This window comes from Rhizobium esperanzae (assembly GCF_002204185.1).
Classification (GTDB): Bacteria; Pseudomonadota; Alphaproteobacteria; order Rhizobiales; family Rhizobiaceae; genus Rhizobium; species Rhizobium esperanzae.
On record NZ_MXPU01000005.1, the window covers coordinates 294124 to 313051 of the forward strand.

At 62.0% G+C, this 18928-nt stretch carries 21 protein-coding genes; 12 read left to right on the forward strand and 9 right to left on the reverse strand.

Annotation, left to right across the window (positions count from 1 at the left end):
- Positions 1–32: 32 nt before the first annotated feature.
- The 7 genes from B5E41_RS09800 (at position 33) to B5E41_RS09830 (ending at position 4236) form a co-directional block, all read left to right on the forward strand.
- Entirely contained in the window at positions 33–740 is a 708-nt protein-coding gene (locus B5E41_RS09800) for a DUF1045 domain-containing protein (RefSeq protein ID WP_088393113.1), read from the forward strand.
- A gap of 114 nt (positions 741–854) precedes the next feature.
- Positions 855–1778, forward strand: coding sequence for an allantoinase PuuE (gene puuE, locus B5E41_RS09805; protein WP_088393115.1), 924 nt, complete (start codon positions 855–857; stop codon positions 1776–1778).
- On the forward strand, positions 1778–2278 hold the full coding sequence (gene uraD / locus B5E41_RS09810) for a 2-oxo-4-hydroxy-4-carboxy-5-ureidoimidazoline decarboxylase (RefSeq protein WP_088393117.1): 501 nt from the start codon (positions 1778–1780) through the stop codon (positions 2276–2278). The genes puuE and uraD overlap by 1 nt, the downstream gene beginning before the upstream one ends.
- Positions 2275–2637, forward strand: coding sequence for a HepT-like ribonuclease domain-containing protein (locus tag B5E41_RS09815; protein WP_088393119.1), 363 nt, complete (start codon positions 2275–2277; stop codon positions 2635–2637). Before uraD ends, B5E41_RS09815 begins: the two co-directional genes overlap by 4 nt.
- The gene (locus B5E41_RS09820) at positions 2621–3142 is read left to right on the forward strand and encodes an ureidoglycolate lyase (RefSeq protein ID WP_176439365.1); all 522 of its coding nucleotides are present in this window, start codon (positions 2621–2623) and stop codon (positions 3140–3142) included. The genes B5E41_RS09815 and B5E41_RS09820 overlap by 17 nt, the downstream gene beginning before the upstream one ends.
- Positions 3139–3495: a hydroxyisourate hydrolase gene (uraH, locus tag B5E41_RS09825; RefSeq protein WP_064804252.1), complete on the forward strand. Its 357-nt coding sequence runs from the start codon at positions 3139–3141 to the stop codon at positions 3493–3495. Before B5E41_RS09820 ends, uraH begins: the two co-directional genes overlap by 4 nt.
- Positions 3496–4236 carry a metallophosphoesterase family protein gene (locus B5E41_RS09830; protein WP_088393123.1) on the forward strand — a complete coding sequence of 247 codons (741 nt, stop codon included), beginning with the start codon at positions 3496–3498 and terminating at the stop codon, positions 4234–4236. It abuts the gene before it with no gap.
- Between the two features lie 21 nt (positions 4237–4257).
- Here B5E41_RS09830 and B5E41_RS09835 read toward each other — a convergent pair whose 3' ends face one another.
- From B5E41_RS09835 to B5E41_RS09850, 4 genes are all read right to left on the reverse strand, one after another.
- Complete coding sequence (locus B5E41_RS09835; protein ID WP_088393125.1) at positions 4258–6024, reverse strand: flotillin family protein; 1767 nt, start codon at positions 6022–6024, stop codon at positions 4258–4260.
- Positions 6021–6668, reverse strand: coding sequence for an OB-fold-containig protein (locus B5E41_RS09840; protein WP_088393127.1), 648 nt, complete (start codon positions 6666–6668; stop codon positions 6021–6023). Before B5E41_RS09840 ends, B5E41_RS09835 begins: the two co-directional genes overlap by 4 nt.
- A 5-nt stretch (positions 6669–6673) precedes the next feature.
- On the reverse strand, positions 6674–7825 hold the full coding sequence (locus tag B5E41_RS09845) for a PspA/IM30 family protein (RefSeq protein WP_088393129.1): 1152 nt from the start codon (positions 7823–7825) through the stop codon (positions 6674–6676).
- 184 nt (positions 7826–8009) lie between these two features.
- Positions 8010–8621, reverse strand: a complete 612-nt coding sequence (locus B5E41_RS09850; protein ID WP_088393131.1) for a CDP-alcohol phosphatidyltransferase family protein — start codon at positions 8619–8621, stop codon at positions 8010–8012.
- A 195-nt stretch (positions 8622–8816) separates the two neighbouring features.
- Between B5E41_RS09850 and B5E41_RS09855 the strand changes: the two genes are divergently transcribed.
- From B5E41_RS09855 to B5E41_RS09865, 3 genes are read left to right on the forward strand one after another with little or no spacing between them, the layout of a single operon-like run.
- A complete protein-coding gene (locus B5E41_RS09855) occupies positions 8817–10601 on the forward strand; it encodes a bifunctional alpha/beta hydrolase/class I SAM-dependent methyltransferase (protein ID WP_088393133.1) in 1785 nt (594 codons plus the stop codon).
- Positions 10602–10611: 10 nt separating this feature from the next.
- Positions 10612–11940 (forward strand): phosphatase PAP2/dual specificity phosphatase family protein, encoded by a 1329-nt coding sequence (locus tag B5E41_RS09860; protein ID WP_088393135.1) that lies wholly within the window; start codon positions 10612–10614, stop codon positions 11938–11940.
- A complete protein-coding gene (locus tag B5E41_RS09865) occupies positions 11937–12401 on the forward strand; it encodes a hypothetical protein (protein ID WP_088393137.1) in 465 nt (154 codons plus the stop codon). The genes B5E41_RS09860 and B5E41_RS09865 overlap by 4 nt, the downstream gene beginning before the upstream one ends.
- On the opposite strand, the gene B5E41_RS09870 is transcribed toward B5E41_RS09865, so the two are convergent.
- The 3 genes from B5E41_RS09870 to puuD form a co-directional block, all read right to left on the reverse strand.
- Positions 12382–13524: an alpha-hydroxy acid oxidase gene (locus B5E41_RS09870; protein ID WP_088393139.1), complete on the reverse strand. Its 1143-nt coding sequence runs from the start codon at positions 13522–13524 to the stop codon at positions 12382–12384. The genes B5E41_RS09865 and B5E41_RS09870 overlap by 20 nt on opposite strands.
- 102 nt (positions 13525–13626) lie before the next feature.
- Positions 13627–14937, reverse strand: coding sequence for a guanine deaminase (gene guaD / locus B5E41_RS09875; protein ID WP_088393141.1), 1311 nt, complete (start codon positions 14935–14937; stop codon positions 13627–13629).
- Positions 14934–16172, reverse strand: a complete 1239-nt coding sequence (gene puuD, locus B5E41_RS09880) for a urate hydroxylase PuuD (RefSeq protein ID WP_088393143.1) — start codon at positions 16170–16172, stop codon at positions 14934–14936. The genes guaD and puuD overlap by 4 nt, the downstream gene beginning before the upstream one ends.
- Before the next feature lie 335 nt (positions 16173–16507).
- Between puuD and B5E41_RS09885 the strand changes: the two genes are divergently transcribed.
- Positions 16508–16840 (forward strand): hypothetical protein, encoded by a 333-nt coding sequence (locus B5E41_RS09885; protein WP_011426364.1) that lies wholly within the window; start codon positions 16508–16510, stop codon positions 16838–16840.
- A gap of 54 nt (positions 16841–16894) precedes the next feature.
- Here B5E41_RS09885 and B5E41_RS09890 read toward each other — a convergent pair whose 3' ends face one another.
- On the reverse strand, positions 16895–17791 hold the full coding sequence (locus tag B5E41_RS09890) for a LysR substrate-binding domain-containing protein (RefSeq protein WP_088393145.1): 897 nt from the start codon (positions 17789–17791) through the stop codon (positions 16895–16897).
- 101 nt (positions 17792–17892) lie between these two features.
- On the opposite strand from B5E41_RS09890, the gene B5E41_RS09895 reads away from it, so the two are divergent.
- A complete protein-coding gene (locus B5E41_RS09895; RefSeq protein ID WP_088393147.1) occupies positions 17893–18093 on the forward strand; it encodes a hypothetical protein in 201 nt (66 codons plus the stop codon).
- Here the strand turns inward: B5E41_RS09895 and xdhC are convergent.
- Positions 18069–18878, reverse strand: coding sequence for a xanthine dehydrogenase accessory protein XdhC (gene xdhC, locus B5E41_RS09900; RefSeq protein WP_088393149.1), 810 nt, complete (start codon positions 18876–18878; stop codon positions 18069–18071). The genes B5E41_RS09895 and xdhC overlap by 25 nt on opposite strands.
- Positions 18879–18928 lie beyond the last annotated feature (50 nt).

An 18928-nucleotide genomic window follows, 5' to 3' on the forward strand; every position in this document is an offset into this window, starting at 1 on the left:
CCGGTGCTCACTTCCTTGATGGAGGAAATTGCATGCGCTATGCCATTTGCTTCACGCCTCCGGCGAGCGATCCCCTGTCGCTCATGGCCGCCAATTGGCTTGGCCGAAACGTGTTTTCGGGCGATATGGTGGAGCCTCCGGCCGTCCGCGGCCTCGGCATCCATGAGATCGCCTTTTATACCGCCGTACCGCGGCGCTATGGTTTTCACGGTGTTTTGAAGGCGCCTTTTCACCTGTCCGCCGACGCATCCGAGTCGCAACTCCTGCGCGATCTCATGCGGTTTGCCGGGACATACGCCCCTTTCCAGATTCCACGTCTCGAAGTCGCCCGGCTCGGCAATTTTTACAGCCTGATGCCGAGCATCCCCTGTGAGCAGATCCAGTATCTGGCTTCGGCGATCGTTCAGCAGTTCGATCGTTTCCGGGCGCCGCTGAGTGAAGCCGATATCGAACGCAGCGATCCCGATGGGTTGTCGGCGGCCCAATTCGCCAATCTGCATCGTTGGGGCAATCCTTACGTGATGGAGGAGTTCCGCTTCCATATGCCGGTGACGGGCCCCCTCAACGCGATCGACATGTCCCGCATCGAGCCAGTGCTGGGAACGATCTTCGAGCCCGTCTTGAGGGAGCCGGTGATGGTTTCGAATGTGGCTTTGATGATCGAGGAGGGCACTGGTGGTCCCTTCCGCGTTCACTCGCTCCACCCGATGGGCAAGGTCAGCGCGCGCAGGATCGCCTGAGCAGATGTCGATCTAAGTGGTTGTGTCGAAAAGAGAAATTCTGCTGTGCAGTTTCCGTCTCGACATTCCGGCTGCGGATGATACCGTTCCTTCGTCTTTTCAGAAGGTGATTTGATGGTATCCGAGACCTACCCGCGCAATCTCGTCGGCTACGGGCGTCAGACGCCCGATCCGAAGTGGCCGGGCGACGCCCGCGTCGCCGTGCAGTTCGTCATCAATTACGAGGAGGGCGGCGAAAGCTGCATCCTCGAAGGCGATCCGGCGTCCGAAAACCTGCTGTCGGAGATCGTCGGCGCGGCCGCCTGGCCGGGGCAGCGCAATCTCAACATGGAATCGATCTATGAATATGGTTCGCGCGCCGGCTTCTGGCGGCTCTGGCGGATGTTCACCGGTCTCAAGGTGCAGGCGACCGTCTACGGTGTGACGCTGGCGATGGCGCGCAATCCCGAAGCCGTCGCCGCCATGAAGGAGGCCGGTTGGGAGATCGCCAGCCACGGTTATCGCTGGCTGGAATACAAGGATTTCCCCGAGGATCTGGAGCGCAAGCACATTCTCGAAGCCGTGCGCCTGCATACCGAACTCACCGGCGAGCGGCCCTTCGGGATGTACCAGGGCAAACCTTCCGACAACACGCTGCGACTGGTGCAGGAAGAGGGCGGTTTCCTTTACTCCTCCGATTCCTACGCCGACGACCTGCCCTACTGGGTGAAAGGCGTCGACGGGAGGCCCTTCCTGATCATCCCCTATACGCTCGAAACCAATGACATGCGTTTCGCCACGCCGCAGGGTTTCAATGCCGGCGACCAGTTCTTTACCTATCTCAAGGATGCTTTCGACACGCTTTATCAGGAAGGCAAGGACGGCAGCCCGAAGATGATGTCGGTCGGCCTGCACTGCCGTCTCGTCGGGCGTCCGGGCCGGGCAGCCGCTCTGAAGCGCTTCGTCGAATATGTACTGAAGCATGACAAGGTCTGGATTCCGCGCCGCATCGAGATCGCCGAGCACTGGCACAAGCATCATCAGCCGGATGCGCTCTAATGCTGTCGCGTGAGGATTTCGTTTCCCGCTTCGGCGGCGTCTTCGAACATTCGCCTTTCATTGCCGAACGCGCCTATGATGCTGGCAGCGTGCCGGAGCCGCTGACGGCATCAGCTGTGCATGCAGCGCTCACCGCCGCCTTCCGTGCGGCAAGCCGTGAGGAGCGTCTCGGCGTGCTGCGTGCCCATCCCGATCTTGCCGGGCGTCTGGCGATAGCGGGTGAACTCACGGAAGACAGCCGGAAGGAGCAGGCCGGTGCCGGTCTCGATCGGCTGAGCCCGGCCGAACATGCCCGCTTCACCGAACTTAATGCGGCCTATGTCGAAAAATACGATTTTCCCTTCATCATCGCCGTCAAAGGGCTCGACAAGGACGACATCCTTTCGGCCTTCGAATTGCGGATCGGCAATGGCCGGGATGAGGAATTCGCGACCGCCACGACACAGGTCGAACGGATCGCGCTGCTGCGCCTGAAATCGATGTTGCCGGAGGGCAAATGAGCGAGCCTCGTGCTATCGACTATCTCAATGAAATGCAGAAGGCGGCAGCCGAAGCGCTCTACTTCGTCGGCGGAATGGATGAGGCGGCCTTCGCCGAGGACAATCTCACCTTCAAGGCGGTCGCCTTCTGCCACTTCACCATAGGCGCGGCCGCGTCCCGACTGCTCGTAACCCATCCGGAATTCGCAACCGAGCATCCCACTCTGCCGTGGACGAAAATCTGCGGAACGGGCAACCGTATCCTGGAGGACGTCTTCGCCCTCGATGCCGCCGACATCTGGGATGCAACCTATCGCACGCTGCCGGAACTTCTCGTCGAGATCGACGCCATTCGTCACTGGCATGCCGAAGGCGAGTGAACCATTGTCTGATTATCTCGACATCCGCCCGCTTACCAGATCGGCTTTCGCCCCTTTCGGTGAGGTGATCGAAGCCGATCCAGCCTCGATGCGGCTCATCAATGGCGGCACGACCGAGCGCTTCCATGCACTGGCCGCGGCGGAGGCGGCGGGCGAGGGAGCGCGCGTCATCATCAATCTCTTTCGCGGCCAGCCGCGCAGCTTCCCCTATGACGTCGACATGATGGAGCGCCATCCCTTCGGCAGTCAGAGTTTCTCGCCGATTTCCGGCCGGCCCTTCCTCGTCGTTGTCTCCGAGGACGAGGGCGGACGTCCGGGAAAGCCGCAGGTGTTTTTCGCGCGAGGGGACCAGGGCGTGAACTACCGCCGCAATGTCTGGCATCATCCGCTGATGGCACTCGGCCAGACCTCCGATTTCCTGGTCGTCGACCGCGACGGCCCTGGCAATAATCTGGAGGAATTCTTCTTCGAAACCCCCTATGTCATCAAAGAGCCAGCCCCATGACCGGACTGACGACACATGTTCTCGACACCGCCCTCGGCACGCCGGCCAAGGGGCTCAGGATCGATCTTTTCCAGCTCGACGGCGAGATTCGCAGACATCTGAAAACGGTTGAGACCAATGCGGACGGCCGGGTCGATGGTGGCCCGATCCTTGCCGGCGAAAATTTTCACGTCGGCACCTACGAGTTGGTCTTCCACGCCGGCGAGTATCTCAGGGCCTGCGGCACGCCGTTGCCGCATCCGGCCTTCCTCGATCTGGTGCCGATCCGCTTCGGTATTGCCGATGTCACGGCGCATTACCATGTACCGCTCCTGCTTTCGCCTTACGGCTATTCAACCTATCGCGGCAGCTAAATGAAGTTTGCTGCGATCGCTGATATTCACGGTAACCATATGGCGCTCGAGGCGGTGCTTGCGGATATCCGGGCTCAGGGCATCGAGGAAGTCGTCAATCTTGGCGACTTCTTCAGCGGGCCGCTGGAGGCTGGACGGACGGCCGATATGCTGATTCCGCTCGGGCTGACCTCTGTTCGCGGCAATCATGATCGCTATCTGATCGAGCAGGATTCGGCAGCCATGCATGTCTCGGATGCCGCCGCCCACCGGCAGCTGACGCCGTCCCATCTCGATTGGCTGCGGGGTCTGCCGTTCGATGCCGTCTATCGCGGCGAGGCCTATCTCTGCCACGCGACGCCGAAAGACGACAATCTCTACTGGCTGGACTCCGTTTCGCCGGAGGGGCACGTCTTCCTGAAGCCGATCGAAGCGATCGAGGCGCTCGCCGAAGGCATCGACCTGCCGCTGATCCTCTGCGGCCACAGTCACATTCCCCGTGTCGTCCGACTCTCGGACGGCCGGCTGATCGTCAATCCCGGCAGCGTCGGCTGCCCTGCCTATGACGACGTGCTGCCCAATTATCACAAGGTCGAAGCGGGCCATCCGCTGGCGAGCTATGCCATTCTGGAAAAGACCGCGGCCGGATGGATGTGGCAGTTCCGAGCCGTCGCCTATGACCACATGGCGATGTCGGCACTGGCCGCCGAAAGGGGCCGTGCCGACTGGGCGAGCGCGCTGGCGACAGGCTGGGTGCGATAGCTCGAACCTGCCTGCGTTGGATTATTCCTTCTTCGGCGCCTGAGGGGCCATCGGCGTTGCCGGGGCTGCGGCCGATGCTGCCGGCTTTGCCGAAGCCGTGGCCGGGATTGCAGGCCTTGCCGGAGGTGCAGCCGGCTTTGCCGGTTTTGCGCCATCGAGATTGCCAAGGAGGGATGAAATGGCGTTATCGCCGTCGAAGCCGGCTTCCTTCAACAATTTGTCGAGGATCGGCTTGTTGGCCTGATAGGAGAGCAACTGGCCGGCCAGCCCGTCGCCGAGACCGATGCCGCTTTCACCGTTCGCGCCGTTTCCGCGGCCGAGCATGCCGCCGGTGTCGAAGATGCGGATATCGGAGATCTTCTCGATCGGCTTGACCGCCTCGGCGAGGGCCTCGGGAATGATGCGGATACGCTCACGGGTGATCTCGAACTCGATGATGGTCTGGCTGAGCTTGTTGCGGGCCTCGTTGAGAAGCGCCTCGCTTTCAGCCTGAGCCCGGCCGGTTTCGAGGATACCCTTGGCCTTGATGATCGCCGCATCGGCTTCCGCGGTCGCAAGCGTCTTGATGGCTTCCGCCTGATCGATCGCGGCCTGTTTCTCGGCCTCCGCGCCGACGGTGACGGCGGTGGCTTCGGTTTCGGCGGTTTTACGCGCGTCAATCACGGCGATCTGCTTTTCGCGTTCGGCAATTTCGATCGCCTTGGCGGTGCCGACCTTTTCCTCGGCCGCGATCGCCCGGGCGCGGGCCATTTCGGCAGTCGCCTTTGCCTCGGATTCTTCGCGGCTCTTGTTGGCGACGGCGATGGCGCTTTCCTGGGCCACGATCTGAAGATCGCGTTTCGCCTCGGTGTCGCGCTGCTGGACGGCGCGGGCGGCATCGATGTTTGCACTTTCGCGGGCCTGCTTGGCGGCTGCCTCGCGCTCGGCGATCGCCTGTTCGGAGGCGATGCGGGCCTCCTCCTCGGCACGTTTTGCCGCCTGCTCCTGCTGGGCGGTCTCGGCGCGGGTCGCGGCGGATTTGTTGGCGATATCGCGTTCCTGATTGAGCTCGGCTTCGCGCTTCGTCCGCTCGATCGCCAGTGATTGCTGGCGGGCCTCCAGATCCTTCTGGGCGATGGCGACTTCGGTGTCGCGAACGATTTCGTTTCGCTCCTTCTTGCGGCCCTCGGTGATGCGGGTCAGCGCCGCAAGACCCTGGGCGTCGAAGAAGTTATTGGCGTTGAAATGTTTGATGTCGGTCTGGTCGAGGCGCGTGAGCGACACGGATTCGAGCTCGAGACCATTCGATTGGAGGTCGGCGCCGACGGCTTCCTGCACTGCCTTGACGAAATCCATGCGCTGTTCCTGCAGCGCGTCGAGGTTCATGGTCGCGGCCACCGAGCGAAGGCCGTCGACGAATTTGGCTTCGATCAGGATGCGCAGCGCCTCGGCGTCATTGGTGCGGCTGCCGAGCGTCTGGGCGGCAAGCGCGATCGAGGAGGCGTCGGGCTTCACGCGCACATAAAATTCGGCGCCGATATCGACGCGCATGCGGTCTTTGGTGATCAGCGCATCGCCTTCGCCGCGGCGGACTTCGAGGCGCAGCGTCTTGAGGTTCACCCGGGCGATCGAGTGGAAGATCGGCAGAACGACGGAACCGCCGTCGAGCACGACCTTCTGGCCGCCGAGGCCGGTGCGCACATAGGCCTCATCGCGGCTGGAGCGCGTATAGAGAGAGGCGAGGACAAAACCGATGCCGAAGATCAGAACGATGCCGATACCGGCCGGTAGAATAATGTCATACATCATGGCTGCTCCCTGAAAGATTGATTGTCCGCTCCGGCGGCATCCGCCAGTGCAGGAATGGCGATAAATACATCTGCCTTGCGATCGACGAGGAGAACCTCGGTGCCGACCTTCAGAGGGCCCTGGTCTCTAGCGGCCTTGGCTCTCAGCACGTGCCAGTTTCCATGTTGGTCTTTGACGCGGACGCGCCCCGGCAGTCCCTGGTCGAGCGGGCCGAGCGATACTTCGGCGGTCCGGCCGATCAACGTGTCGAGATCGACTGCATAGGTCTCGTCGTGCGGCACGATCCGCGCCACTGTTCTGCTCGACGCCCTGACCATGGGGACGGCGATCAGGATGGCGGGAATGGCGGCGACGGCGGCGGGTAACGGCGCCCAGAAGGCGTTGGCGACGGCCTGTATGGCAAAGCCCGTCATGGCGAAGAAGCCGAGCGCCAGCATGATGAGGATGAGCAGGGGAACGCCGCCGACATTGAGCCAGGAGAGATAGCCCGAAAATCCGTCATGGCCATGGAAATCCGGTTTTCCCAGAAATTCCATGATCGAAAAACCCATGAGGGTCGCAAGCATCTCGATTGCGGTCAGGCCTGCGAGCACGGCGGCGGCGATGGCGAAGGGAGCACATTCGGGGGCGAAGAGAAGTGCCATCGGCGTTACCGGTTATCCGCCTTGAAGCGTGCGAGGCGCGCCTCGATCGCCTGTTCGCGGTGCAGCCGGTCAAGTTCGTCCAGTTCGGAACTATGGCCATGGTCGCCTGAAGGAACGCCGGTCAGCCGCGAGACCGCCGCCGCAGCCCGGGCAGCATCGGCGCCCGGCGCGGGCCGGCTGTGACCGGGCGCGGCGTCTTCGGGATGCCTGGCGATGCTGCGCTTGAAATCGGCAAGGCGGGCGTCGGCCTCGCGGCGCGTGGCTAGCACGGCCTGCAGGGCTTTCTGACCTTCGTCCAGTTGTTGCCTGGCATCGGCCAGCGCCTTGTCGAGCGCCGCGATCTGGGATTCGAGATCGATCTGGCGGGCGACGCCGGCCTTTGCGAGGTCGTCGCGCCCGGAGGAGACGGCGAGGCGAATCTTCTCATCGAGCGCACTCATGTCTTCGACGATTTCGTCGCGGCGGCTCTGGATGCGGTATTCCTCGGCGCGCGCCTTACCGAGATCGGTGCGGGCCTCGTCCGCTGCCGCATCGATCTCGCGGATCGCCTGTTCGATGACCGCGATCTTGTTGACGCCTTCCGCCTTGTCGATCGCCGCATTAGCGATGCCCGCGATCAGGCGGCCCATGCGTGAAAGAATGCCTTCATTCGTCATGTTTTCCTCCATCCGTGCGGAATTCGGCGTGACGCCGATGTGAATCTCGTAGTGATCGGGGCCGGCAACGAGATAGGCCGGAAAAATGCTCTCCCATCCCCTGGAATAACCGGCGACGTCGAAGGGCACGGCAACGCGCCCATGCACCGTAGCGACGGTCAGGTCCGCAGGTCCTTTGATGGCGAAAAGCTTGTCGTCGAGCGGCATCTGCGGCGGATCGGCGATCACGCCGCGATTGGCGGCGAAATCGCGAAGCCCGAGCGTCACCAGCCGTGCCGGCAGGCCCGTCTGTTCGCGGACGGTTTCATAGGCAAGCTCATGCAGGACGACGAGATTGGCGCCCGCCTTGTCGTCGATGATTTCGGCGAGGATGTCGATCATCCTGCGATAGGCGGCAATGGTGTCATCCAGCGCCTGCCGGGCCTGGTCATCAGGCGCCAGCGTGTAGCGCAGCAGCGATGGGTGAGATGTCTTACCTGTGTTCGCCATAACATAAAACATAAAGCACCGCTTTTGTGCTTTCAAGAGGTGGCGCTAAAAATACAACCTTCTTTTGCTATGTAGTCACCCGGGAGAGAGGCTTGGAAGAAGCGCTTGCGAAGCAACTCGAAAGAAACAGTGTTCGACGTAGTTTCCGGAATACATTGCCGATGGAAGAACCAGCGGCCGGTCGGCGGTCCGCGCTCTACCGGGCGGCCCTGTGCGCCTCACGAACACCGGCGCCGATACGGTTGATGATGGTCCATACGAGAAGTAGAGCCACCATTGCCCAAAGCCAGAAGGTCCATGCTGCGAACGTACCGCCAACGGTGATAAAGAGGCCGAGGGCGCCGAAAAGCACCGCACGGTCGCTCTTGCCCAGCGGCCCGTCGTAACGCCGGCTTGCCCCGACCGTTTGACCCAGGACGCCGGCAAATTCCGTCAGCGCCGAGAGGAATATGACGGCCATTGCCGGCATCATATCGTTCGGATCGATGAGCGCAAACGGCAGATACAGGGCGGCATCCGATATGACGTCACCGATCTCGTTGAGATAGGCGCCCAAAATGCTCTTCTGCCCATGTTCGCGTGCGAGCATGCCGTCGATGGCATTGAGGCCCATGCGCAGGAGAAACCAAACAGGCACCAAGAGAAAACAACGCGGAAGCGGAGCGATGCTCAGAAAAAGGCCAAGTGCAACCGAGACGGCGGCAGCAACTGAAGTCACTTGATTGGCGGTAATGCCTCGCGCCGCCAGGGAGCGCACCAGAGGGCGGAGAATATCCTGAAATCGGGACTTCAATTGGTAAACGGACATGCTACCTCAGTGGAATTTTGTGGCATGGTAATAGTCTATCGGCTCGGACATGCAGATCGTCGTACTTGTGAGGAAGTCCACGTCATGTCGATCTTCGCAAGGACTTACATTTACAGCTAGACTTTTGCAATAAAAGCAAATCACTGTTGCCGCCAATGGTTGCAACCCATCCATTAATCAGAATTGGAGAAGACCGTGCTGCAAACTGCCGATCGTGAGCAACCGTCCTCGACGGTCAGATCAATGCGTGAATCCGAATTTGTCTCGCATGACGGAGCTCGACTGTTTTATCGGACGTGGCCCGCGACCGCCGCTGTAGCGAAGGGCGCGATCATTCTTCTCCATCGCGGCCACGAGCATAGCGGCCGCGTCGCCCATCTCACCACGGAGCTCGGCCTTGGTGATTTCGCCTTCTACGCCTGGGATGCACGCGGCCACGGGCGTTCACCGGGAGCGCGCGGCTATTCGCCATCCTTTGCCGCCTCGGTGCGAGATCTCGATTACTTCGTCCGCCATGTCAGCGAGACCAGCGGTACTTCAGTCGAAGACATCGCCGTCATTGCGCAGAGCGTCGGCGCGGTGCTGGCCAGCACCTGGGTGCACGACTATGCGCCGCCGATCCGTGCGCTGGTGCTGGCCTCACCGGCCTTCAGCGTCAAGCTCTACGTGCCGTTTGCGAGGGAAGGCATTGCGCTCTGGGAAAAGCTCAAAGGGACATTCTTCGTCAATTCCTATGTCAAGGCGAGGTTTCTGACGCATGATCCCGAACGAATCGCCTCTTATGAAGCGGACCCAATGATCACCCGGCCGATTGCCTCCAACATTCTGGTGCAGCTCTATGAGGCGGCAGCCCGCGTCGTCAGCGACGCCCGCGCCATCACCGTTCCGACCCAGTTGCTGATCTCCGGCAGCGACTGGGTGGTGCGACACGCGCCGCAGCACCGGTTTTACGAAAACCTCGGCAGCCGCATCAAGGAACGGCATGTGCTTGCCGGCTTCTACCACGACACGCTTGGCGAAAAGGACCGCGCGATTGCGCTCGCCGAGATCCGCCGTTTTATCGATGCGCGTTTCGCCGAGCCCCGGACGCCCGCCGACCTTCGCACCGCCCATATCCAGGGCTATACCAAGGACGAGGCCGACCGGCTGGCGAGCCCGCTGGACGCCACATCCCCACGCGGCGTCTACTGGGCGCTCAGCCGCCTCAACATCAGGCTCGGCGCGCTGGTCTCCGAAGGCATAAGGACCGGGGTCAAGACCGGTTTCGATTCCGGCTCGACGCTCGATTACGTCTACGAGCACGAGCCGCGGGGGCTCGGTCCCGGCGGGCGGTTGATCGACAAGATGTTCCTCGAGGCGATCGGCTGGCGCGGCATCAGGCAGCGCAAGCTGCATTTGCAGGAACTGATCGATCAGGGGCTGCAGCGTCTGAAAGCAGCCGGCCGCAGTACCCATATGCTCGACATCGCGGCCGGGCACGGCCGTTACGTCCTCGATGCGATCGAGACGGCTGCCGTGCGTCCCGATAGCGCGCGGCTGCAGGATTATTCCCCGATCAATGTCGAGGCCGGCCGCAACAGCATTGCCGCGCGTGGGCTTGGTGATTTCGTGAGCTTCCGCCAGCAGGATGCCTTCGACGGCGAGGGCTTGGCTGCAATCGTGCCGGCTCCGGATCTGGCGATCGTCTCCGGCCTATATGAACTCTTTTCCGACAATGCGATGATCGCCGCTTCGCTCGACGGGATCGCGCGCGCGATGCGGCCCGGTGGCCTGCTCGTCTACACCAACCAGCCATGGCATCCGCAACTGGAGATGATCGCCCGCGCGCTCACCTCCCACCGCGGCGGCCAGGCGTGGGTGATGCGGCGGCGCACGCAAGAGGAAATGGACCAGCTGGTCGCCGCGGCCGGTTTCCGCAAGATCGAACAGCGTATCGACCAGTGGGGCATTTTCACCGTCTCGCTGGCCGAGAGAGTTTGAGGGCAAAGCGTTGGGGCAGGCACGTTCTCCTCTTTCGCAGACCGCACCGGTCCTGAAGCGGGCGATGCTCTGGCTCGCCTTCCTGGCGCCGTTCTTCTATCTGAGCTATGGCGGCGCCAACTGGCTGGCGTCGCAACGCGCTCATGTGCCGAACATCGCCTTCGCATGGGAAAGCGCCATTCCGTTCTTCGGATGGACGATCATTCCATATTGGTCGATCAATCTGTTCTACGGGCTCTGCCTGTTCATCAACACGACGCCGCGCGACGTGGATAGGCTCGCGAGGCGTTATCTAACGACCCAGTTGATCGCGGTCGCTTGCTTTATCGCATTTCCGCTCGAAGCAATCTTCGTGCGGCCGGCAACGAGCGGCCTGCCCGGTTTCATGTTCGCCGTCCTCGGCGGCTTCGACAAGCCGTTCAACCAGGCGCCGTCGCTGCATATCGCGCTGCTGGTGGTGATCTGGGATCATCTGCGCGGCTGGCTGCCGCGGAGGCTGCGGCTTCTCTGGCATTTCTGGTGCTTCCTCATCGGCGCCTCCGTGCTGACGACGTGGCAGCATCACGTCATGGACATACCGACGGGCGTGCTGCTCGGCCTGCTTGCCATCTGGCTTTTCCCGCGCAATGCGGTTTCCCCTCTCGCCAATTTCGCTTTGAGCGGCGATCCGAAGTCGCGCCGACTCGGCATCTACTATCTGTGCGGCGCCGTGGCGTTTCTCGGCCTTGCAGCGCTCTTTACTCCTCTGTCGGCGGCAGCACTTCTGTTGCTCTGGCCGGCCGTTGCGCTGGCGATCGTCGCGGTCGGATATTTCGGCGCCGGTCCGCAAATATTCCTGAAACGCGCCGATGGCCGAGCCGCACTGACCAGCCGCTGGCTGTTGGCACCCTACCGGCTCGGCGCTATCATCAACGTTTGGCTCTGGACCCGGAAAATGCCGTCATCCGTGGTGATCGCTGACGGCGTCCATCTCGGCCGTTTTCCGCGTCGCCACGAAGCCGACCGTTTTGCCACGGTGATCGACATTACCGGTGAACTTCAGCGCCCAAGCGGGACGCTTGCGCGTTGGTGCAGCTTTCCGACCCTTGATCTTACGGGCCTCGACAAGATTCAAACGCGAGCAGCGGCGGACCTCATCGAGATCGCGCGTCATCAGGGGCCGGTCCTCGTCTGCTGTGCGCTCGGTTTCCAGCGGAGCGCCGGCGTCATCGTGCATTGGCTGCTCATCAGCCGACGTTGTGAAAATCCAGCCGAAGCGCTGCGGCTGATCGAACGGGCGGGGCGGCGTGTTCATCTGCCCGAAGAAAGCATCCATGCGGTGACGGAGGGCTTGCAATGACGCAATGGAATGCCACGGCCTGGGCGGCGGCACGAAGCCTCGGCCGCAATTCGATCGTCTGTGGGCTGACGGCGCTGTTGCCACTGACCGCCGGTCCGATCCTCGCGGGATATCGAGGCTTCACTCCCGCGCTCGGCTGGCTCTTGATGCTCGTTTTCTGCGGGATCGTCCTTGCGCTGGCGATCCATCTCCTCTTCGATGCGCTGTTGTTCCGCCTCGCGTCGAGCCACGAGACAGAGGCTGCAGGTCTTGCCGCTGTCGACGACGTGCTGTCCCGAATGCAGCTTCGCAAGCTTGACGGGGCCGCGCGTGGCCTCGAGAGGCGGATTGCCGGATCGCGCCGCATCGTCTGGCGGCAGCGTTTTGCGCTCGCCATCTATCTCGTGATTTTTGCGATCCTTCTGTTCAATGCGAGCGACGGCCAGGCGCTGCCGACTTCTCTCAGCCTCGCCCTGATATGATCGACGCGTTTACGTCGTTGATGTCGCGCTTGCCGCAGAGCGCCATGGTGATGTCCATCTCCTTGCGAATGATGTCGAGCGCCAGCGTGACGCCGTCCTTGCCCATGGCGCCGAGCCCATAGAGGAAGGGGCGGCCGATATAAGTGCCCTTCGCGCCGAGCGCCACGGCCTTCAGCACGTCCTGGCCGGAGCGGATGCCGCCGTCGAGATGGACTTCGATGCGATCGCCGACGGCCTCGACGATCGCAGGCAGCATGCTGATCGACGAGGGGGCGCCGTCGAGCTGACGGCCGCCGTGGTTCGAGACGATGATCGCATCGGCGCCGGTATCGGCCGCAGCCTTCGCGTCTTCCGGATCGAGGATCCCCTTGATGATCAGCGGGCCGCCCCATTGCTCCTTGATCCAGGCGATATCAGCCCAGGACAGCCGCGGGTCGAATTGCTCGTGCGCAAACTTGGGCACGGAGGCGACATTGGCAACGTTCTTTGCATGGCCGACGATATTGCCGAAGTATCGGCGTTTCGTCTGCAGCATATCAAGGCACCAAGAAGGCCGGGTTGCCATCTGCCAGATATGTTTCGCGGTCAATTTCGGCGGGGCCGAGAGACCGTTGCGCAGGTCCTTATGGCGCTGGCCGAGGATCTGCAGGTCGGCCGTCAGCACCAGCGCCGAGCATTTCGCCGCCTTGGCGCGGCGGATGAGGTCGAGGACAAAATCCTTGTCCCTCATCACATAGAGCTGGAACCAGAAGGGACGCGTCGTCACTGAGGCGACGTCCTCGATCGAGCAGATGCTCATCGTCGAAAGCGTGAAGGGAACGCCGAATTCTTCCGCCGCGCGCGCCGCCAGCATTTCGCCATCGGCATGCTGCATCCCGGTCATGCCGGTCGGCGCAAGAGCAACCGGCATGGACACTTTCTGGCCGATCATCGTCGTTTCGAGCGTGCGGTTGGTCATGTCCACCAGCACGCGCTGGCGCAGCTTGATCTCACCGAAATCGCTCTCATTCGCCCGATAGGTGGATTCCGTCCAGGCTCCCGAATCCGCATAATCGAAAAACATTTTAGGCACGCGGCGCTGCGCGAGCTTTTTCAGATCGGCGATGGTGAGCGGAGTGGCCATGAATGGAACCCTTCACATCTGAACGCGGCTATCGTCCGTAGCATGAAATTCGCATGAGTTTATGGGGAATCTGCCGTGTCAGGCTTGGGAGCAACAGAGGCATCATCGAAGCACCGCTTTCAAAGCGACGCCCGCCACGTAAGTCTCCGCGATCGACCGGTCGTCACCCATGGTCTGCATGAGGAAGAGTTCTTCGGGCAGGGTCTTCACCGTTTCCATCTTCAGCGCCATGGCCGGGGTCGCGGCCGCGTCGAGGACGACGAGGTCGGCGTCGGTGCCGGGTTCCAGCGTGCCGATTCGGTCGGCGAGCGACAGCGCCTCGGCATTGCCGCGGGTCATCAGATAATAGCTTTCCAGCGGGTTCAACCGTTCGCCGAGCAGCTGCTGAATCTTGTAGGCCTCGTCCATGGTTTTCAGCATCGAATAGCTGGAGCCGCCGCCGATATCGGTGGCGACGCCGATGCGGACCGGTTTTTGGCGCCGCGTCAGCGCCTTCAGTGGAAACAGGCCGGACCCGAGGAAAAGGTTCGAGGTCGGGCAATGGACGGCGACGGCGCCGGCCTCGCTCATGACGTCGGCCTCGCGTTCGGACAGGTGGATGGCGTGGCCAAAGAGGCTTTTCGGCCCGAGCAGGCCGTAGCGGGCGTAGATGTCGGTATAGTCGATCGCCTCGGGATAGAGCTCGCAGGTGAATTTGATCTCGTCGTGGTTTTCCGAAAGGTGCGTCTGGATGTGCAGGTCGGGAAATTCGCGGGCCAGCGCCGAGGTCGCCTCCATCTGCGCCGGCGTCGAGGTGATGGCAAAGCGCGGGGTGATGGCAACGTGGTTGCGGCCTTTGCCGTGCCAGTCCGCTATCACCTGGCGGGTCTCGTCATAACCCATCTCCGGCGTGTCGAGCAGGCCCTGCGGGGCGTTGCGGTCCATCATCACCTTGCCGCCGACCATGCGCATGTTGCGCTTCATCGCCTCGGCGAAAAAGGCGTCAGCCGAGGTCTTGTGCACGGAGCAGTAGGCGACCGCCGTCGTCGTGCCGTGGCGGATCAGTTCATCGTAGAAATGTGTGGCGATCCTTTGCGCATGCGCGCTCTCGACGAAGCGGCATTCCTCCGGGAAAGTATAGGTGTTCAGCCATTCGAGCAGGTTGGCGGCATAGGAGGCGATCACCTGCATCTGCGGAAAATGCAGGTGCATGTCGATGAAGCCGGGCATAATGAGATGCGGGCGGTGGTCGATCTCGGCCGCGCCCTCGGCGGCTTTCGCCTTGACGTCGGCATAGGGGCCGACTGCTGCGATCAGCCCATCCTCGATCAGCAGGCCACCGTCTTCCTCGTAGAGATAACTCTGGCTGTCGGCGAGACTCAGCGGCGCGCGATGGAAAGAGAGGAGGCGGCCGCGGAGAAGTGTCGTCGTCATTGTTTCTTGCCTTCGACTGCGCTTTCGAACCAGGCGACGAGCAGCCTGCGTTCGTCCGGCGTAATATCGGTCACGTTGCCGGGCGGCATGGCATGGCTGCGGCCCGCCTGTATATAGATTTCTCGGGCACGGGCGGCAATTTCTGCGTCGTATTCGAGCATCACGCCCTTCGGCGGCCGCACGACGCCTTCATAGGCGGGCTCGGCGGCATGGCACATGGAACAGCGCGTCGAGACCAGTTGCTTGACGGCCGGAAAATGCGGATTTCCGGCGAATTGCTGGAAGGCGGGCGCGACTGCGGCCGCATCCGTCTCGCCCGTCAGCTGCTTCGGCACGGTCGAAAGCCACATGATCAGGATGAAGAGGATGACGGTGACGATCCATGTCCAGGTCGGGCGGCCTTTCCTCGCGTGGGTGGTGTTGAACCAATGGCGAATGGTGACGCCCATCAGGAAGACCAGCGCCGCAATCACCCAGTTGAACGCCGTGCCGAAGGCCAGCGGATAATGGTTCGACAGCATGAAGAAGATGACGGGCAGCGTCAGGTAGTTGTTGTGCAGCGAGCGCTGCTTGGCGACCTGCCCGTATTTGGGATCGGGCGTACGCCCGGCGATGAGATCGGCGACGACGATCTTCTGGTTCGGGATGATGATCATGAAGACGTTCGCCGACATGATCGTCGCGGTAAAGGCGCCGAGATGCAGGAAGGCGGCGCGGCCGGTGAAAAGCTGTGTATAGCCCCAAGCCATGAAGACCAGCACGACATAGAGCACCGCCATCAGACCCCAGGTATTGCGGCCAAGCGGCGACTTGCAGAGCAGATCGTAGGCGACCCAGCCGAAGGCCAGTGACGCCAGCGAGATCAGGATTGCGACGGACGGCGTGATGTCGAGCACATGCCGGTCGATGAGGAAGAGGTCGGCACCGCCGTAATAGACGATGCAGAGCATGAGAAAGCCGGAGATCCAGGTGAAATAGCTCTCATATTTGAACCAGGTCAGGTGCTCCGGCATTTGCGCGGGCGCCACAAGATATTTCTGGATGTGATAGAAGCCGCCGCCATGGACCTGCCATTCCTCGCCATAAGCGCCAGGCGGCAGATGCGGGCGTTTCACCAGTCCGAGATCGAGCGCGATGAAATAGAAGGACGATCCGATCCAGGCGATCGCGGTGATGACATGGAACCAGCGCGCCGCGAAGGCGAGCCATTCCCATGCTATGGCATATTCATACATCGAATTCCCCTAACTTCCTCCGACTCGCAACATTGCGGAAATTTTGCCGGGGAGGGAAGAGAAGAATGAAGAGCTGCACATGCCTGTCGGTTTTCGTAACGGCGGCAGCCCAAGGGAGCAACGGAATGATCAACGGAACGCACATCGCCGATCTGTCGTCCCGTGCCTAAAAGCTGCCGAGAAGGCCGTGCATTATTACTGTCTCATATTGGATTTGCAAAAATTAGCGGATCTTGAAACTAGGATGCGCGGATACAGTTAGATTTGCAGGCCGCCGGCATGAAATAATAAGAACCGTTGGAATCGGCGGCGCATTCATCGACGGAGAGATGCCCATGCGCAGCATTCTGACGTGTGTGATGATGGCATACGCATCGTTGGCGATGGCTCACGACGCACCTTCGGGGTGGAGTTATGACCCCTATTGTTGCAATGGCGACAGTCATAATGGCGATTGCCAGATGATTCCGTCGAAAAGCGTGGCGGTGACGCCCAACGGATATCGTGTGACGCTGATGCCGGGCGACCACCGGCTGGTGACGCATGCTCACGTCTTTCTGCTGCCGATGACGAAGGCGATGCAGTCCGGCGACGGTGATTATCACCTCTGTCTGTTCCCCAACGAGAACACGCCGCGTTGCTTCTACGCGCCGGAAATGGGATTTTGAAGTCGACCGTAGCAAAGCCCGGTTCGGCGTGACTGGCCCTGATGTGTTGCCGGATTAGTTTCCGGTGGATTTCATCTCCTCCAGGATCCAATTGCGGAAGGCCTTGATCTTCGGCACGTTGCGGCGATTTTCAGGATAGGCGAGCCAGTAGGCTTTGCCGTCGCTGCGGGTCAGTTCGAAAGGCTGATAGAGCCGGCCGAGTGCGATTTCGGCCGCGTAGAAGGCCGGATGGAGGATGGCGACTCCGTGACCGGCGATCGCCGCATCGGCTTCCACCGCCTGCGAGCCGAGCTGGTTGCGCGGGCGCCGGTCGAGATCCGTGTCCGTGACGCCGGCTGCCTCGAACCATTGTTTCCACCAAATGTCCCCGGCGTCGAAGAGGTCGAATTTCAGGAGATCGCGCGGCTCCTTGATACCGCCCGCCGATTCCGCCAGTTTCGGGCTCAGCATCGGAGTGAATTCAAGTCCCATCAGCCGGTGCAGCGTCAGCCCCGGCCAGTTGCCGTCGCCCCAGCGGATGCCGACGTCGATCTGCTCGCGAGCGAAGTCGATGATGTCGGAGGTCGCCTGAAACCGAACCGCGATCGCCGGATGCTTCAAATGGAAGGAGCCGAGGCGCGGCGCCAGCCATTTCGACGCGAAAGTATGGGTCGAACTGATGGCGAGCGTGCCTTCGACGCTGTCGCGCGCCGTCGCCATGGCGTCATGCAGCATGGCGAAGGCTTCAGTCACCTTCGGCGCCAGCCGCTCGCCGGTCTCCGTCAGCGCGATCTGGCGCGGGCGGCGCAGGAAGAGCGGCTCGCCGACATTCTCCTCCAGCAATTTGACCTGATAGCTGACGGCCGTCTGCGTCATGCCAAGTTCGTCGCCCGCCTTGGTGAAACTGCCGAGCCGGGCGGCGGCCTCGAAGACGCGCAACGCATTCAGCGGGAACTGTTTCGAGAGTTTCATGGATAAGTTCTCTTGATGCAGGCAGACAGTCGTTCGATTGGAATTGCAGCATTTTTAGCGGCAGACTGCAACTCATACCATCAATCTGATGAGGTGACGTCATGGATTGCCACGCTATCGAAGAGAGCCGGCCGCAGCAGATCAGTGTTTTCCTGCGCCTTGCCGGCTGGTTGTCAGGCAGCGCGAACCGGCTCCGCCGTCTGCCGAGGCTCGACCTTTCCGCGACGCCGGACCGCGTCAAGCGCGACCTCGGTTTTCTCGACGGGCGTGATCCCTATTACGAGGACGAGCGCATGCTGTAGGTCGCGAGCGCGATCAGGATCTCGGCGGCGGTCATCGCGGCGATCACTTCCGGGCGCTTGTCGCTGACCGCGGAGCCGCCGATTGGCAGCGTCAGCCGCTCCATCCAGCCGCGCTCGCCGCCGCCTTCGCGCGAAAGCCAGCTTGCGAAGGTGGCGCGTTTGGTCGCGGAACCGATCATGCCGGTATAGGCGAGGTCGGTTCTCGCAAGCGCCTCGCGGGCGATGAGGAAATCAAGCGCGTGGTCATGGGTCAGGATGACCACCGCGCCGCCGGCGGGAATATCTTTCACCAACGCTTCCGGCATTGGCACGAGCCGGGCCCTGGTTTCATCCGGCAGGTTGGCGAGTTCTTGCTGTCTCGTTTCGACGACCGTCACCGACAGCGGCAGCGGCGCAAGGGCTGCCGCCAGCGCTCGGCCGACATGGCCGGCGCCGAAGAGAAAGACCTCCGGCAGGCGCTCGCCGGCAAGCCTTGCCTCGAGCTCGTCCGTCAGCGTCTTCGTCAGCCGCCGAAACCGCAGTTGCGTGCGCCCGCCGCAGCACTGGCCGATTTCTGGGCCGAGCGGGATGTCCATGGTAAGGGCTCCGCCGGTTCCAGCCAGCATCTCACGTGCATTTGCGATTGCCATGAACTCGAACTGGCCGCCGCCGATGGTGCTCCACAATGCGGTTGGCGAGACGAGCATGAAGGCGCCGGCCTCGCGCGGGGTGGAGCCTTGCGTGCCGGTGATGTCGACGAGGACGCTCTCTGGGTGGGCGGCGAGGAAGGTGTGGAGGTCGGTCATGGGAAGACAACCGATGGGTATGTGGCTGCTGCACCCGCTCTCCGCCGGTC